This is a genomic window from Serratia sp. B501, assembly GCF_051172315.1.
GTDB lineage: Bacteria > Pseudomonadota > Gammaproteobacteria > Enterobacterales > Enterobacteriaceae > Serratia > Serratia ureilytica.
The window spans coordinates 1-14,240 of record NZ_JBPIZB010000009.1; the positions used below are offsets into that span (position 1 = coordinate 1).

Genomic DNA, 14,240 nt, shown 5'->3' on the forward strand with positions numbered 1-14,240 from the left:
GCCTGGCGGCAATAGCGCGGTGGTCCCACCTGACCCCATGCCGAACTCAGAAGTGAAACGCCGTAGCGCCGATGGTAGTGTGGGGTCTCCCCATGCGAGAGTAGGACACTGCCAGGCATCAAATAAACGTTATCAGTGTGACGACTGGTAATGCGCAAGTCGCAGAGCGCGATATTGCCGGTATCGAAAGATACAACGTAAAAGAATCGGTGGAGCGGTAGTTCAGTTGGTTAGAATACCTGCCTGTCACGCAGGGGGTCGCGGGTTCGAGCCCCGTCCGTTCCGCCACTTATTTAATTGTGCCTGCTTTTTTAGCAGGCATAATGTTAAGCGAGATTTAGGGGCGTAGCTCAGTTGGTAGAGCACCGGTCTCCAAAACCGGGTGTCGCGAGTTCGAGTCTCTCCGCCCCTGCCATATTAAGAACCCTTTGCGAAAGCAAAGGGTTTTTTTTTACCTACTATCCCTTCCCTTGGAGCATTCCCGCTTTGGAAAAGAGCGCATTGGCTGCTCTATGCTGATGTCTATCTGATCCGAGTTGCCTTATGATCTTTCGATCTTTACCCCAGCAGACCTCCTGATTCTCCTACCGTTTTGCATTTTCTTCTCTCAGAAGGCGATGGGCGGCTTTTGGCATGATAGTCAGCCATGACCACGGTGGCGGCTTTTAAGGCCGCCATAGCGCTTTAGGCTGCGGTATTTAAAGGTATTTTAAGTAATTGCCGAATCAAAGGCTGTTGATCGCTATTTTGCAACCAGACGGCATACAGTGGGCGGACAATCGGCGGGATCTCGGCGGCGGCAAGCAACTGCGGATACTCTTTTTCCCACTGGCTGGGCAGGAAAGCGCATCCGCCTGTGGTTTCCAGCAACTGACGCGTCAGGTGTGCCGAGGTGGTCGTGAGTACCGGCACGTTATCACCTTCCAACATGCGGTTTTCCTGTTGGTGGAAGTCGGCCCCCCATTCCAGCTTGATGTACGGCATGGGGGATTGCTTGTCACGACGCGCGGATGAGAACAAGCGTAATGAGAAATTGCCCAGCTGCTGGCTGGCCAGTTCGTCCATCTTTGGCGGCTCAGTGGTGATCAGTAAATCGAGCTGCCTTTCATGCAGTTGCTTTACCAAAGAGTGCCTTAAGGCCACCCTGGCTTCGAGCTGCAGCGCCTCTCTTTGTTGATAGAGAGACTGCAACCAGGGGGTCAAATAAGCCTCCCACAACGAGGCAGTCGCGCCGATCGACAGCTCGGTATGTTGCAGTGAACGCACGACCTCTTTCTTCGCCAACTGCCAGGTGTTCATCAGGCTTTCGGCATAGGGCAGAAGCCGCTCGCCGGCAGGCGTCAGGCGGATGTTATTGCGATGACGGGTAAATAAATTTGCGCCCAACTGGTTTTCTAACTGACGGATGCGGAAACTGACCGCGGACTGCGTTAAGTACAAAGATTCTGCGGCTCTGCCAAAGTGACGCGTTCTACTGACCTCCAAAAAGGTTTTCAGTAATTCGGTATCCACACCTATCTCCAAAAAAATTTGTCGTTAAGATTTAAATGTTTTGTTTTACACGCTGTCAAGCCTATCTAATACTCCGCGCCATAAACAGCACGGCCATAAGAGAATTAGGAGCGTGTCAGATGGCGGATAGCTTCACCACGACCAATCGTTTTTTTGATAATAAACATTACCCTCGCGGGTTCTCCCGTCACGGCGATTTCACCATTAAAGAGGCGCAATTGCTAGAGCGCTTCGGCTACGCGTTTAACGAGCTGGACTCGGGCAAACGCCAGCCGGCCACTGAAGAAGAACAGCTGTTCGTCGCAGTGTGCCGCGGTGAGCGCGAAGCGGCTACCGAGCAGGAAAAAGTATGGGCTAAATATCTGGCGCGCACACGTCGCCCGAAGAAATTCCATACGCTGTCCGGCGGTAAGCCGCAGGCTGACGCAGTAGAAGATTACAGCGACAGCGAAGACTAAAGACGATGGGGCCTTCGGGCCCCATTTTCTATTCCAGACTACGATGCAGTTGTAACAGCAGACGGTCCATACTGCGATAGCTCAGCGCTTCGCTCAGGTGGCGCCTGCCGATCTCGGCATCCCCCGCCAAATCCGCCAGCGTGCGCGCCACTTTCAAGATGCGCTGCCAGGCGCGGACCGATAACCCCAACGCGTTTAATGTCGCTTCCAAAAACTCGGCGTCTGCCGCCTGCAACACGCAATCCCGTTCCACTTCACGGTTGTTTAACAGCGCGTTGATTTTACCGGCGCGTTCGAGCTGCCGGGTGCGTGCCTGTCGCACTCTTTCCCGCACCTGCTCGCTGCTTTCTCCCTGAGTTTGCCGCTTACTGAGCGTACCTGGAGGTAACAGCGGCACTTCGATAGACAGATCGAAACGATCGAGAAAAGGCCCTGACAGCCGGGCCAGGTAGCGCAGCACCTGCTGCGGCGAGGCGCGATTATGCATACCCTGGTAATGCCCGGTTGGGCTGGGATTCATCGCCGCGATCAATTGCACCTTGGCCGGGAAGCAGACCTTGGCGTTGGCACGTGAAATCACGATCTCGCCGGATTCCAGCGGTTCACGCAGCGCATCCAGCACCTTACGCTCGAATTCCGGCAGCTCATCCAGAAACAGCACGCCGTTATGCGCCATAGATATCTCACCCGGGCGCGGCAGTGAGCCGCCGCCGACCAACGCCGCCATCGATGCGCTGTGATGCGGTGCGCGAAATGGCCTCTGGCGCCATGGCAAAGCGGTGAGAACAGGATGCTGCAAGCTGGCGACCGCCAGGCTTTCCAGCGCCTCAGGTTCCGTCAGCGGCGGCAGTAAGCCCGTCAGTCGGCTGGCCAGCATGGTTTTACCGGTGCCCGGCGGCCCAATCAGCAGCAGGTTATGCCCGCCGGCGGCGGCGATCTCTAATGCCCGCTTGGCCTGCTCTTGGCCGATGATGTCGCGCAGATCGGCGTTTTCATGCGGGTTGTCTGCCGCGGGAGGCGTGATGGCTACCGGCAGCTCGCCCTGACCGAGCAAAAAGGCACAGACCTCCAACAGGTGTTGGGCAGTATGGGATTGTGACTGCGCAATCAGGCCGACCTCGGCGGCGTTGTCCGTCGAGAGGACCAATTGTCGTCCGGCGTTAGCCGCCGCCAGCGCCGCCGGGATGGCGCCTCTGACCGCGCGCAGCGCGCCGGACAGCGCCAGTTCGCCAAGAAACTCGTAGCGTGCCAACGGGGCGAGGGGCAGTTGCTCGGAGGCGGCGAGGATCGCCAGCGCAATCGGCAGATCGTAGCGCCCGCCTTCTTTCGGCAGATCGGCCGGTGCCAAATTGACGGTGATGCGGCGGGCGGGAAAGGTGAAACCGTTGTTGATCAGGGCGCTGCGCACCCGATCGCGCGCCTCTTTTACCGTGGTTTCCGGCAGGCCAACCAGCGTCAGGCCGGGCAGGCCATTGCTGATATGCACCTCTACCGTTACGGAAGGGGCCTGAACGCCGATGATGGCGCGGCTATAGATTACCGCCAGTGACATATCGCTCTCCTTGCTGAGGGCGGCATGATGCGCGATTTATCCAGGTGCCGCGCGGCGTTCTTGGCATTTTTTCCATGAAACTCGCAGCATAATCACTGATTTTCATCGAATTGAACGAAATTGTGCGAACCGCCTCGCAGCCTATGGCAATACCCATTAACAATTCGCTGAAGCCTGCAACACATTAGCGACCTGTACGCATTGCAGCCATAGGCTTGATGGGTGTATTTAACAATTGATTAAAAGAAAAATCACTTCTTTAACACACTCCGACCGCCGCCGCAGTCTGCCCGGCAGCCGCTAAATCTCCTGACTTCGTACTCTACGGTAGGGATAACACTATGTTTGGTTGGACCCCGCTGCAACGCAATGCGGCAATCGCCAGTTTTTCAAGCTGGACGCTCGACGCTTTCGATTTTTTCGTGCTGGTATTCTTACTCAGCGACATCGCACAATCCTTTCACGTCGGCCTGGAACAGGTCACGTTGGCGATTCTGCTCACGCTGGCGGTGCGGCCGATCGGCGCGCTGATCTTCGGGCGCGCTGCGGAAAAATATGGCCGCAAACCGATCCTGATGCTGAATATCGTCTTCTTCTCGGTGTTTGAGCTGCTCTCCGCCGCCGCGCCCTCGCTGACGGTCTTCTTGCTGTTACGAGTGTTGTACGGCGTTGCGATGGGCGGTATCTGGGGCGTGGCTTCATCATTGGCGATGGAAACCATACCGGACCGCTCGCGCGGCTTGATGTCGGGCATTTTCCAGGCCGGCTATCCGTTCGGTTATCTGCTGGCGGCGGTGGTGTACGGCCTGCTGTTCGAAACGGTCGGCTGGCGCGGCATGTTCGTCATCGGCGCGGCGCCGATCCTGCTGCTGCCGTTTATTTATTATTGCGTGCAGGAGTCGCCGGTGTGGCTGGCGGCGCGTGAACGTAAAGAAAGCAGCGCCTTGCTGCCGGTGTTGAAGAGCCACTGGAAGCTGTGCTGCTATCTGGTGCTGCTGATGGCGGCGTTCAATTTCTTCTCTCACGGCACGCAGGATCTGTATCCGGTATTTCTGAAAGTTCAGCACGGTTTCGATCCGAAAACCGTCAGTATCATCGCCATTAGCTACAATATCGCGTCAATTATCGGCGGCGTTTTCTTCGGTTCGTTATCGGAAAAAATCGGCCGAAAAAAAGCGATTATCATCGCCGCATTGTTGGCGTTACCGGTGATCCCGCTGTGGGCATTTTCCAGCGGTTCTCTGATGCTCGGGATCGGCGCTTTCCTGATGCAATTCATGGTGCAGGGCGCCTGGGGTGTGGTGCCGACCTACCTGACCGAGCTGGTACCGGCCAACACCCGCGCGGTGCTGCCGGGGTTCGTGTATCAGCTGGGCAACCTGATCGCTTCGGTCAACGCCACGCTGCAAGCCACCCTCGCCGAGCATCATGGGCATAATTACGGCCTGGCGATGGCCATGGTTGCCGGGACGGTGGCGGTGGCGATCGCTCTGTTGGTGTTCTTCGGCAAGGATACGCGCGGCAAGGCCATCACCGGCGCGGTGAAAAATCCAGGTATGCGCGCCAACGTGTGAAATCCGGGCGATTCGCGTGAGGTATGACCAGATTGCGCCGAATAATAACGCAAAAAAAGTGTTGTCATGTCGCGCGCGGCTGTGGTACCTCTGTAAGCATTAGTTCTGAATGAGCACAGTGAACAAACCCATTATGAAAGCCTTTGCCCAAGTGATTAGCCTAGTCGTGATTAGCGTGGTGGTGATTATTATCCCACCGTGCGGGGCTGCACTTGGACGAAGAAAGGCTTAGCAAACAAGCCGGAATCGCAAGAGAACCCCCGCACCGTCAGGTCCGGGGGTTTTTTATTGGCAAGAGAAAAGTGGAGCAAGGGGCAGAGCATGAAAAACAGAACAAAATCCTGCGGTTGTCGAAGTAAGGCGGGGAAATAACTATGAATGGCGCTCAGTGGGTAGTTCAAGCGTTGCGTGCGCAGGGTGTGGATACCGTATTCGGCTATCCGGGCGGGGCAATCATGCCGGTGTACGATGCGCTGTACGACGGCGGCGTGGAACACCTGCTGTGCCGCCATGAACAGGGCGCCGCCATGGCCGCCATCGGTTACGCCCGCGCCACCGGCAAAGTCGGTGTCTGTATCGCCACTTCCGGTCCCGGCGCCACCAACCTGATCACCGGGCTGGCGGATGCGCTGCTCGATTCCGTTCCCGTTGTCGCCATCACTGGTCAGGTGGGGTCCGCGCTGATCGGCACTGATGCCTTTCAGGAGATCGATGTTCTCGGCCTGTCTCTGGCCTGCACCAAGCACAGCTTCCTGGTGGAATCGCTGGATGCCTTGCCGGGCATCATGGCGGAAGCTTTCGCCATCGCCGCCGGCGGCCGTCCTGGCCCGGTGCTGATCGATATCCCGAAAGACATCCAGCTGGCGCAAGGCGACCTGCATCCGCATTTGATGCCGGTCGATGAAGCGCCGGCGTTACCGACGGCGGCGTTGGCCGAGGCGGCTGAGCTGCTGGCGCAGGCGCATAAACCGATGCTGTACGTCGGCGGCGGCGTGGGCATGGCGCAGGCGGTGCCGGCGCTGCGCGAGTTCATCGCCGTGACCCGCATGCCGAACGTCGCCACCCTGAAGGGGCTGGGCGCGCCGGATGCGCAAGATCCGCTGTACCTTGGCATGTTGGGCATGCACGGCACCAAGGCCGCTAACCTGGCGGTGCAGGAGTGCGATCTGCTGATCGCCGTCGGCGCGCGTTTCGATGACCGCGTGACCGGCAAGCTGAATGCCTTCGCGCCGCACGCCAAAGTGATCCACATGGACATCGACCCGGCGGAGATGAGCAAGCTGCGCCAGGCGCATGTGGCTCTGCAGGGCGATCTGAAAGCGTTGCTGCCGGCGTTGCAGCGCCCGCTGAACATCGCCGCCTGGCGGCAACGGGTGACGGCGCTGAAAGCCGATCACGCCTGTCGCTACGATCACCCCGGCCAGCCGATCTACGCGCCGCTGTTCTTGCGCCAGCTGTCCGCCCGTAAGCCGGCCGACAGCGTGGTGACCACCGACGTCGGTCAGCACCAGATGTGGAGCGCGCAGCACATGACGTTCGAACGCCCGGAGAATTTCATCACCTCCAGCGGCCTCGGCACCATGGGGTTCGGCGTGCCGGCGGCGGTAGGGGCCCAGATCGCGCGCCCGCAAGATACGGTGATCTGCGTCTCGGGTGATGGCTCCTTCATGATGAACGTGCAGGAACTGGGCACCATCAAGCGCAAACAGCTGCCGCTGAAGATCGTGCTGCTGGACAACCAGCGCCTCGGGATGGTGCGTCAATGGCAGCAGCTGTTCTTCGACGGCCGCTACAGCGAAACCAACCTGTCCGATAACCCCGACTTCCTGATGCTGGCCGCCGCCTTCGGCATTCCCGGCCAGCGCATCAGCCGCAAGGATCAGGTGGAGGGCGCGCTCGAGGCGCTGTTCAACACCGAAGGCCCTTATCTGCTGCAGGTCTCTATCGACGAACTCGAAAACGTCTGGCCGCTGGTGCCGCCGGGCGCCGGCAACGAAACCATGTTGGAGGAAATATCATGATGCAGCATCAACTCTCGATCCAGGCGCGTTTTCGCCCCGAAATGTTAGAACGCGTATTGCGGGTCGTGCGTCATCGCGGCTTTCAGGTTTGTGCTATGAATATGGTTTCCCCGGCCAATGCCGACAGCATCAATATCGAATTGACCGTTGCCAGCCCGCGCCCGGTTGCCCTGTTGTCATCTCAGTTAAGCAAACTGCTGGACGTCTCCTGCGTCGAGATCCAGCAGCCAACATCACAACAAATACGCGCCTGAGGCGCCGAGAAGGATAAATAACAATGACTAAGAAAGCCGATTACATTTGGTTCAATGGTGAGATGGTTCCTTGGGCCGAGGCCAAAGTGCACGTGATGTCGCACGCGCTGCATTACGGCACGTCGGTGTTTGAAGGGGTGCGCTGCTACGACTCGCATTTAGGGCCGGTGGTGTTCCGTCATCGCGAACATATGCAGCGCCTGCACGACTCGGCGAAAATCTACCGCATGCCGGTGTCGCAAAGCGTCGACGAGCTGATGGAAGCTTGCCGCGCCACGCTGCGCAAGAACAATCTGGTCAGCGCGTACATTCGCCCGCTGGTGTTCGTCGGCGATGTCGGCATGGGCGTCAACCCGCCGGCCGGGTATAAAACGGACGTGATTATCGCGGCGTTTCCTTGGGGCGCTTATCTGGGTGAAGAAGCGCTGGATCAAGGCATCGATGCGATGGTCTCCTCCTGGCACCGCGTTGCACCAAACACGATCCCCACTGCGGCCAAGGCCGGCGGCAACTATCTTTCCTCCCTGCTGGTGGGCAGCGAAGCGCGCCGCCACGGCTATCAGGAAGGCATCGCGCTCGACGTGCACGGCTACATTTCCGAAGGGGCGGGCGAGAACCTGTTTGAAGTGAAAGACGGCGTGCTCTATACCCCGCCGTTCACCTCGTCGGCGCTACCGGGCATCACCCGTGACGCGATCATCAAGCTGGCGAAAGACATGGGCTTCGACGTGCGCGAGCAGGTACTGTCGCGCGAATCGCTGTACCTGGCCGACGAAGTGTTCATGTCCGGCACCGCGGCGGAAATCACGCCGGTGCGCAGCGTGGACGGCATTCAGGTCGGCATCGGCAAATGCGGCCCGGTGACCAAACAGATCCAACAGGCGTTCTTCGGCCTGTTCAGCGGCAAGACAGAAGACAAATACGGCTGGCTGGATCCGGTAAACCCGTAACGACAAGGCTCGCCGCGCAGCGTGGCGGACGACAAGACAGACAAGATAAGAAATATCCAGGCGGTTCGTTCGCCGCCTGCCATAAATACATTTGGAGTGAAAAGAGCATGCCTAAGTACCGTTCCGCCACCACCACCCACGGCCGCAATATGGCGGGTGCCCGCGCATTGTGGCGCGCGACCGGGATGACCGACGCCGATTTCGGCAAGCCGATCATCGCCGTGGTCAACTCCTTTACCCAGTTCGTGCCGGGCCACGTGCATCTGCGCGATCTGGGCAAACTGGTCGCCGAACAGATCGAAGCCTCCGGTGGCGTGGCCAAAGAGTTCAACACCATCGCGGTGGATGACGGCATTGCCATGGGCCACGGCGGCATGCTCTATTCCCTGCCGTCGCGCGAGCTGATCGCCGACTCGGTCGAATACATGGTGAACGCCCACTGCGCCGACGCGATGGTGTGCATCTCCAACTGCGACAAGATCACCCCGGGCATGCTGATGGCGGCGTTGCGCCTGAACATCCCGGTGATCTTCGTTTCCGGCGGCCCGATGGAAGCCGGCAAAACCAAACTCTCCAACCAGATCATCAAGCTGGATCTGGTGGACGCGATGATCCAGGGCGCGAACCCAAACGTCAGCGACGCCGACAGCGAGCAGATCGAGCGTTCCGCCTGCCCGACCTGCGGTTCCTGCTCCGGCATGTTCACCGCCAACTCGATGAACTGCCTGACCGAAGCGCTGGGCCTGTCGCAGCCGGGCAACGGTTCGCTGCTGGCCACCCACGCCGATCGCAAAGCGCTGTTCCTCAACGCCGGCAAGCGCATCGTCGAGCTGACCAAACGCTATTACGAGCAGGATGACGAAAGCGCGCTGCCGCGCAATATCGCCAACAAGGCGGCGTTTGAAAACGCCATGACGCTGGACATCGCCATGGGCGGCTCGACCAACACCGTGTTGCACCTGCTGGCTTCGGCGCAGGAAGGCGAGGTGGACTTCACCATGGAGGACATCGATCGCCTGTCGCGCAAAGTGCCGCACCTGTGCAAGGTGGCGCCGAGCACGCAGAAATATCACATGGAAGACGTGCACCGCGCCGGCGGCGTAATCGGTATCCTCGGCGAGCTGGATCGCGCCGGCTTGCTGAACCGCGAGGTGAACAACGTGCTGGGGCTGACCCTGCCGCAGACGCTGGAAGCCTACGACGTGATGCTGACCCGCGACGAAAGCGTCAAGAAAATGTACTCCGCCGGGCCGGCCGGTATCCGCACCACGCAGGCATTCTCCCAGGATTGCCGTTGGGATTCGCTGGACACCGACCGCAAGGAAGGTTGCATCCGCACCCGTGAGCACGCTTACAGTCAGGACGGCGGATTGGCGGTGCTGTACGGCAACCTGGCGGAAAACGGCTGCATCGTCAAAACCGCCGGCGTCGACAAGGAAATCCTCACCTTCCGCGGCCCGGCCAAAGTGTATGAAAGCCAGGACGATGCGGTAGAAGCGATCCTCGGCGGTAAAGTCGTGGCGGGCGACGTAGTGGTGATTCGCTACGAAGGGCCGAAAGGCGGGCCGGGCATGCAGGAAATGCTTTACCCAACCACCTACCTGAAATCGATGGGGCTGGGCAAGGCGTGCGCGCTGATCACCGACGGGCGTTTCTCCGGCGGCACCTCCGGGTTGTCCATCGGCCACGCTTCGCCGGAAGCGGCTAACGGCGGCCTGATCGCCCTGGTGCAGGACGGCGACATGATCGCGATCGACATTCCTCATCGCGGCATCCAGCTGGATGTCAGCGAGCAGGAGTTGGCGGCGCGGCATGAGGCGGAACTGGCGCGCGGCGACGCGGCCTGGACGCCGAAAAATCGTGAACGTCAGGTGTCCTTCGCGCTGCGCGCCTACGCCTCGTTGGCCACCAGCGCCGACAAAGGCGCGGTGCGCGACAAGAGCAAACTGGGGGGATAAGCAGTATGGCGGTCTCTCAACCCCTACCCAGCGCCCCCTGCGGCGCGGAATATCTGCGAGCGGTACTGCGCTCGCCGGTCTACGAGGTGGCGCAGGTCACCCCGTTGCAGGCCATGAGCAAAATCTCTTCGCGCCTCGGCAACACCATTTTGGTGAAGCGCGAAGATCGCCAGCCGGTGCACAGCTTCAAGCTGCGCGGAGCCTATGCGATGATCGCCGGGCTGGACGAAGAGCAGAAGGCGCGCGGCATCGTGACGGCTTCGGCCGGCAACCACGCGCAGGGCGTCGCCTTCTCCGGTAAACGGCTGGGGATCAAAACGCTGATCGTGATGCCGGTGTCCACCGCGGACATCAAGGTGGATGCGGTGCGCGGCTTCGGCGGTGAAGTGCTGCTGCACGGTGCCAATTTCGACGAGGCCAAAGCGAAGGCGATCGAGCTTTCCCAGCAGCAGGGCATGACCTTTGTGCCGCCCTTCGATCACCCGACGGTGATCGCCGGGCAGGGCACGCTGGCGATGGAGCTGCTGCAGCAAGACGCGCATCTGGATCGGGTTTTCGTGCCGGTCGGCGGCGGCGGCTTGGCCGCCGGGGTGGCGGTGCTGATCAAACAGCTGATGCCGCAGATCAAAGTGATCGGCGTCGAAGCGGAAGACTCCGCCTGCCTGCGCGCGGCGCTGGATGCCGGCCATCCGGTGGATCTGGCGCGCGTCGGGCTGTTCGCCGAAGGCGTGGCGGTGAAGCGCATCGGCGACGAAACCTTCCGCCTGTGCCGTGAGTATCTGGACGACGTGATCACCGTGGACAGCGACGCCATCTGCGCGGCGGTCAAAGATCTGTTCGAGGATGTGCGCGCCATTGCCGAACCTTCCGGCGCGCTGGCTTTGGCGGGGCTGAAAAAGTACGTCCAGCAGCACAACATTCAGGGCGAGCGGCTGGCGCACGTGCTGTCCGGCGCCAATCTCAACTTCCACGGGCTGCGCTATGTTTCCGAGCGTTGCGAATTGGGCGAACAGCGCGAAGCGCTGCTGGCGGTGACCATTCCGGAACAGCAGGGCAGCTTCCTCAAGTTCTGCCAACTGCTGGGCGGGCGCTCGGTGACCGAATTCAACTACCGCTACGCCGATGCCGACAACGCCTGCATTTTCGTCGGCGTGCGGCTGACGCGCGGCCACGCTGAACGGCGGGAGATCATCGACGAACTCAACGCCGACGGTTATCAGGTGGTGGATCTGTCGGACGACGAGATGGCTAAACTGCACGTGCGCTACATGGTGGGCGGGCGTCCGTCGAAGCCGCTGCGCGAACGGCTGTACAGCTTTGAGTTTCCGGAGTCGCCGGGCGCGCTGCTGAAGTTCCTGCAGACGCTGGGCACGCACTGGAACATCTCGCTGTTCCACTATCGCAGCCACGGCACCGACTTCGGCCGGGTGCTGGCGGCCTTCGAACTGGCGCAAAGCGAGCCGGAATTCGAGCGGCACCTGCAGGCGCTGGGCTACGATTGCCACGATGAAACCGACAACCCGGCGTTCCGCTTCTTTTTGCAGGGGTGAGCCGGATTGATAAGTAACCGTGACGCATTAGTCAGTTTATGGGTTGCGTGGTTGTGATTTTGTCGTGCATTTTTATACTGCCAAGACTTCTGACGTATAGGGATGCACGACAATGAAAACTGCTTTTTCTACGCCGTTCGGTTCTCCCGAAGACGATTTGACCAACGCCGAATTTGCCCGCCTGTTGGGCAATACCGGCGTACAAGAATTCTATCGCGATATTAATCTGCAAGCCCTGCAGGACTCTCTGGACTGCAGCCTCGCCTTTCATGGCGTGGGGATTATTTTTTCCGACGGGCAAAACTCATTTTTAGTCCGCCCGACGCAGCACACCGGTTATTCCAACGCTTCGCAGGTTACCCACGTGGTCATCAGCAAAACGGTGGCTCATACCTCGCGCGTTGCCGCGACCAATACGCTGTCGGAAGCGCTGAGCAAACCCAGCGTCAGCAAAGAGCTGGCCTCGGCCGCGCTGTCGTGTGGAACGCTGCTGGTATCGGTCTTTTTACTGGCGTCGGGCAGCGTCGCCGTGCCGTTTACCGGCGGCATCAGCTCAGCGGTGGCTTATCTGGGCTATGCCGGCATGGCCGCCAGCGCGCTGCAGTGCGGCAATGGGCTGTACCGCGTCAACAAGCTTTATGACGGGAAAGGGGATGAATTGGCTCAGCTCGATTCAGAGCAGTGGTATATCGCCACCAGCACCGTACTCGATGTGATCTCGCTGGCCAGCGCGGGGGCCGCCCTGAAGGAAGCGACGATGACCTACCGCGCCATGCGCCGCATTTCGGCGCGCAAGGCGACGGAATGGCTGAAAAGCATGCCCCGCAGCGAAAGGAAGCGGCTGACCGAAAACATCATTCGGGCGGAAAACCCGGGGATTTCCAATAACGTCTTGAAAGAGATGGTGAAGAACGGTTTATACCCGAAGCGCTATCCGACGGAAGCGATCCAAAACGGGCTGCGTCAGCAATTGCATTCGGCGCTCAATAACTCATTGACGTTCGTGGGCAGCGGCATCAGCGGCACCCTGTCTGCACCGGTGAATGTGAAAACCACCGGGCAGTATTTTGTGGGCATTATGCAGAAATTGCCGCAGATGGTGAGGTAATGGCGGACTGGATGATTAAACGCCTGATCGTGCAGGGCCGGGAGATGGAAAGCCAAATCGCGGCGCGTGATCGTGCGCTTTTCGCCGGCGTGGATGCGCAGCTCGAGCAGCATTTCATGACGCCGGGCCAGCGGCTGTCACCACCGGGCGTCGGCAACGTCATGCTGCTGATGGTGTGCCTGATGCTGGGCCTGGCGGGCGTGATGGGTCTGGTCACGGATGTGGCGGCCGCCTGGAGCGGCAAGACCTCTGCCGCCGTGTTGATGGGCAGCGGCGCGATCGTGGCGGTGTGGATGACGCTGATCCTGTTCCAACTGGTGCAGGGTAAAAACAGCGGGGTGGTATTGCTGCAATATTACCTTGGCATGCTCGGTCTGTGTTGCCTCGGCGCCGCGGCGGCGTGGGCGGCGGGCATGACCGGCATCGCCACCGGCGCCCTGCTGCTGGGGGGCGCGGTTGGCGGGGCGCTGTTCAGCAACCGGGCGGCGTTCTACCTGTATGTCGCCTATTTCCGCACGCGTCGGCGCGTGTTTATCAAACGCCGTTGGCAGAGGGAAGATCTGCGCAATACCCGATAAACCGTCAGAACGGAAAAACTTATGACGCAACCTTTCTCCGGCTTTAGCCAGCAGGGCCTGAATTTCCTGCAGCAGGTGCGGATCGAGAACGATAAGGCGTGGTTCGACGGCAACCGCGATATCTACGATCGCGAGCTGCTGGCGCCGTTTCGCGCGCTGGTGGAGCAGCTTGCTCCCAGCATGTTGGCGATCGATCCGCAGTTCGAGACTCGCCCGGCGATCGGCAAAACGCTGTCGCGCATTCATCGCGATACGCGGTTTTCTCACGACAAGTCGCGCTACCGCAGCCGCATGTGGCTGACGTTCAAGCGCCCGAGCAAAGACTGGAAAGATGCGCCGGTCTACTTTTTTGAACTGGGGCCGGACATGCTGCGCTATGGGCTCGGTTACTACAGCGCCAACAAGCCGACCATGGATCTGTTCCGCCATACGCTGAAACAGCGGCCGCAGCTTTTCCTGGAGGTGGCCGCCTGTTGCCGGCCGCCGTTCGAGCTGGTGGGCGAGAGCTACAAGCGTCCGCTGGTCAAGGAGCAGGAGGCGGAGATCGCCACCTGGTACAACCGCAAATCGTTCGCGGTAATGGTCAGCGACAGCGCGGTGGAAAAGCTGTTCAACGCCGATCTGGCGCCGCTGCTGGCCGGGGCATTTTTGCAGCTTGAGCCGCTCTATCACTGGCTGATGCAGGTGGAGGCGATGAAGCAGGTCGATCCGGCCGACCTGTAAAA

At 60.0% G+C, this 14,240-nt stretch carries 13 protein-coding genes, 2 tRNA genes and 1 rRNA gene; 14 read left to right on the plus strand and 2 right to left on the minus strand.

Translation table 11 applies throughout. From position 1 onward, the window contains the following. The first annotated feature begins 1 nt into the window (after window position 1). The 3 genes from rrf to ACSBQV_RS21385 all read left to right on the plus strand — a co-directional run bounded on the left by rrf (window position 2) and on the right by ACSBQV_RS21385 (window position 415). Window positions 2–117, plus strand: a 5S ribosomal RNA gene (gene rrf / locus ACSBQV_RS21375). 94 nt (window positions 118–211) lie between these two features. Continuing rightward, window positions 212–288 (plus strand) — tRNA-Asp (locus ACSBQV_RS21380). A 51-nt stretch (window positions 289–339) separates the two neighbouring features. Then, window positions 340–415 (plus strand) — tRNA-Trp (locus ACSBQV_RS21385). A 269-nt stretch (window positions 416–684) separates the two neighbouring features. On the opposite strand, the gene hdfR is transcribed toward ACSBQV_RS21385, so the two are convergent. Next, on the minus strand, window positions 685–1,512 hold the full coding sequence (hdfR, locus tag ACSBQV_RS21390; protein WP_033645382.1) for an HTH-type transcriptional regulator HdfR: 828 nt from the start codon (window positions 1,510–1,512) through the stop codon (window positions 685–687). A gap of 119 nt (window positions 1,513–1,631) precedes the next feature. Between hdfR and ACSBQV_RS21395 the strand changes: the two genes are divergently transcribed. After that, window positions 1,632–1,970, plus strand: coding sequence for a DUF413 domain-containing protein (locus ACSBQV_RS21395; RefSeq protein ID WP_004929946.1), 339 nt, complete (start codon window positions 1,632–1,634; stop codon window positions 1,968–1,970). Between the two features lie 28 nt (window positions 1,971–1,998). Here the strand turns inward: ACSBQV_RS21395 and ACSBQV_RS21400 are convergent, their stop codons facing one another. Continuing rightward, window positions 1,999–3,522 carry a YifB family Mg chelatase-like AAA ATPase gene (locus ACSBQV_RS21400; protein WP_099784562.1) on the minus strand — a complete coding sequence of 508 codons (1,524 nt, stop codon included), beginning with the start codon at window positions 3,520–3,522 and terminating at the stop codon, window positions 1,999–2,001. Window positions 3,523–3,863: 341 nt separating this feature from the next. Here ACSBQV_RS21400 and ACSBQV_RS21405 point away from each other — a divergent pair, with 341 nt between their 5' ends. The 10 genes from ACSBQV_RS21405 (at window position 3,864) to ACSBQV_RS21450 (ending at window position 14,238) form a co-directional block, all read left to right on the plus strand. Further along, on the plus strand, window positions 3,864–5,096 hold the full coding sequence (locus ACSBQV_RS21405; RefSeq protein WP_033645380.1) for an MFS transporter: 1,233 nt from the start codon (window positions 3,864–3,866) through the stop codon (window positions 5,094–5,096). 133 nt (window positions 5,097–5,229) lie between these two features. Next, a complete protein-coding gene (ilvL, locus tag ACSBQV_RS21410; protein ID WP_013814970.1) occupies window positions 5,230–5,328 on the plus strand; it encodes an ilv operon leader peptide in 99 nt (32 codons plus the stop codon). A 142-nt stretch (window positions 5,329–5,470) separates the two neighbouring features. Then, complete coding sequence (gene ilvG, locus ACSBQV_RS21415) at window positions 5,471–7,117, plus strand: acetolactate synthase 2 catalytic subunit (RefSeq protein WP_099784564.1); 1,647 nt, start codon at window positions 5,471–5,473, stop codon at window positions 7,115–7,117. Continuing rightward, window positions 7,114–7,371, plus strand: a complete 258-nt coding sequence (ilvM, locus tag ACSBQV_RS21420) for an acetolactate synthase 2 small subunit (RefSeq protein WP_038874702.1) — start codon at window positions 7,114–7,116, stop codon at window positions 7,369–7,371. The genes ilvG and ilvM overlap by 4 nt, the downstream gene beginning before the upstream one ends. Before the next feature lie 23 nt (window positions 7,372–7,394). Next, the gene (locus ACSBQV_RS21425) at window positions 7,395–8,321 is read left to right on the plus strand and encodes a branched-chain amino acid transaminase (protein WP_033645378.1); all 927 of its coding nucleotides are present in this window, start codon (window positions 7,395–7,397) and stop codon (window positions 8,319–8,321) included. Between the two features lie 107 nt (window positions 8,322–8,428). Continuing rightward, a complete protein-coding gene (gene ilvD / locus ACSBQV_RS21430) occupies window positions 8,429–10,279 on the plus strand; it encodes a dihydroxy-acid dehydratase (protein ID WP_033649965.1) in 1,851 nt (616 codons plus the stop codon). A gap of 5 nt (window positions 10,280–10,284) precedes the next feature. Beyond that, on the plus strand, window positions 10,285–11,829 hold the full coding sequence (ilvA, locus tag ACSBQV_RS21435; RefSeq protein WP_099784566.1) for a threonine ammonia-lyase, biosynthetic: 1,545 nt from the start codon (window positions 10,285–10,287) through the stop codon (window positions 11,827–11,829). 112 nt (window positions 11,830–11,941) lie between these two features. Further along, on the plus strand, window positions 11,942–12,937 hold the full coding sequence (locus tag ACSBQV_RS21440) for a hypothetical protein (protein WP_434991529.1): 996 nt from the start codon (window positions 11,942–11,944) through the stop codon (window positions 12,935–12,937). Further along, window positions 12,937–13,515: a hypothetical protein gene (locus ACSBQV_RS21445; RefSeq protein WP_099784568.1), complete on the plus strand. Its 579-nt coding sequence runs from the start codon at window positions 12,937–12,939 to the stop codon at window positions 13,513–13,515. The genes ACSBQV_RS21440 and ACSBQV_RS21445 overlap by 1 nt, the downstream gene beginning before the upstream one ends. Before the next feature lie 21 nt (window positions 13,516–13,536). Next, on the plus strand, window positions 13,537–14,238 hold the full coding sequence (locus ACSBQV_RS21450) for a DUF2461 domain-containing protein (protein WP_099784570.1): 702 nt from the start codon (window positions 13,537–13,539) through the stop codon (window positions 14,236–14,238). The last annotated feature ends 2 nt before the right edge of the window (window positions 14,239–14,240 follow it).

Coding starts and splice junctions, on each gene's coding strand:
- ACSBQV_RS21395 (WP_004929946.1), top strand. CDS start 1,632: ATGGCGGATAGCTTCACCACGACCAATCGTTTTTTTGATAATAAACAT.
- ACSBQV_RS21400 (WP_099784562.1), bottom strand. CDS start 3,522: ATGTCACTGGCGGTAATCTATAGCCGCGCCATCATCGGCGTTCAGGCC.
- ACSBQV_RS21405 (WP_033645380.1), top strand. CDS start 3,864: ATGTTTGGTTGGACCCCGCTGCAACGCAATGCGGCAATCGCCAGTTTT.
- ilvL (WP_013814970.1), top strand. CDS start 5,230: ATGAAAGCCTTTGCCCAAGTGATTAGCCTAGTCGTGATTAGCGTGGTG.
- ilvG (WP_099784564.1), top strand. CDS start 5,471: ATGAATGGCGCTCAGTGGGTAGTTCAAGCGTTGCGTGCGCAGGGTGTG.
- ilvM (WP_038874702.1), top strand. CDS start 7,114: ATGATGCAGCATCAACTCTCGATCCAGGCGCGTTTTCGCCCCGAAATG.
- ACSBQV_RS21425 (WP_033645378.1), top strand. CDS start 7,395: ATGACTAAGAAAGCCGATTACATTTGGTTCAATGGTGAGATGGTTCCT.
- ilvD (WP_033649965.1), top strand. CDS start 8,429: ATGCCTAAGTACCGTTCCGCCACCACCACCCACGGCCGCAATATGGCG.
- ilvA (WP_099784566.1), top strand. CDS start 10,285: ATGGCGGTCTCTCAACCCCTACCCAGCGCCCCCTGCGGCGCGGAATAT.
- ACSBQV_RS21440 (WP_434991529.1), top strand. CDS start 11,942: ATGAAAACTGCTTTTTCTACGCCGTTCGGTTCTCCCGAAGACGATTTG.
- ACSBQV_RS21445 (WP_099784568.1), top strand. CDS start 12,937: ATGGCGGACTGGATGATTAAACGCCTGATCGTGCAGGGCCGGGAGATG.
- ACSBQV_RS21450 (WP_099784570.1), top strand. CDS start 13,537: ATGACGCAACCTTTCTCCGGCTTTAGCCAGCAGGGCCTGAATTTCCTG.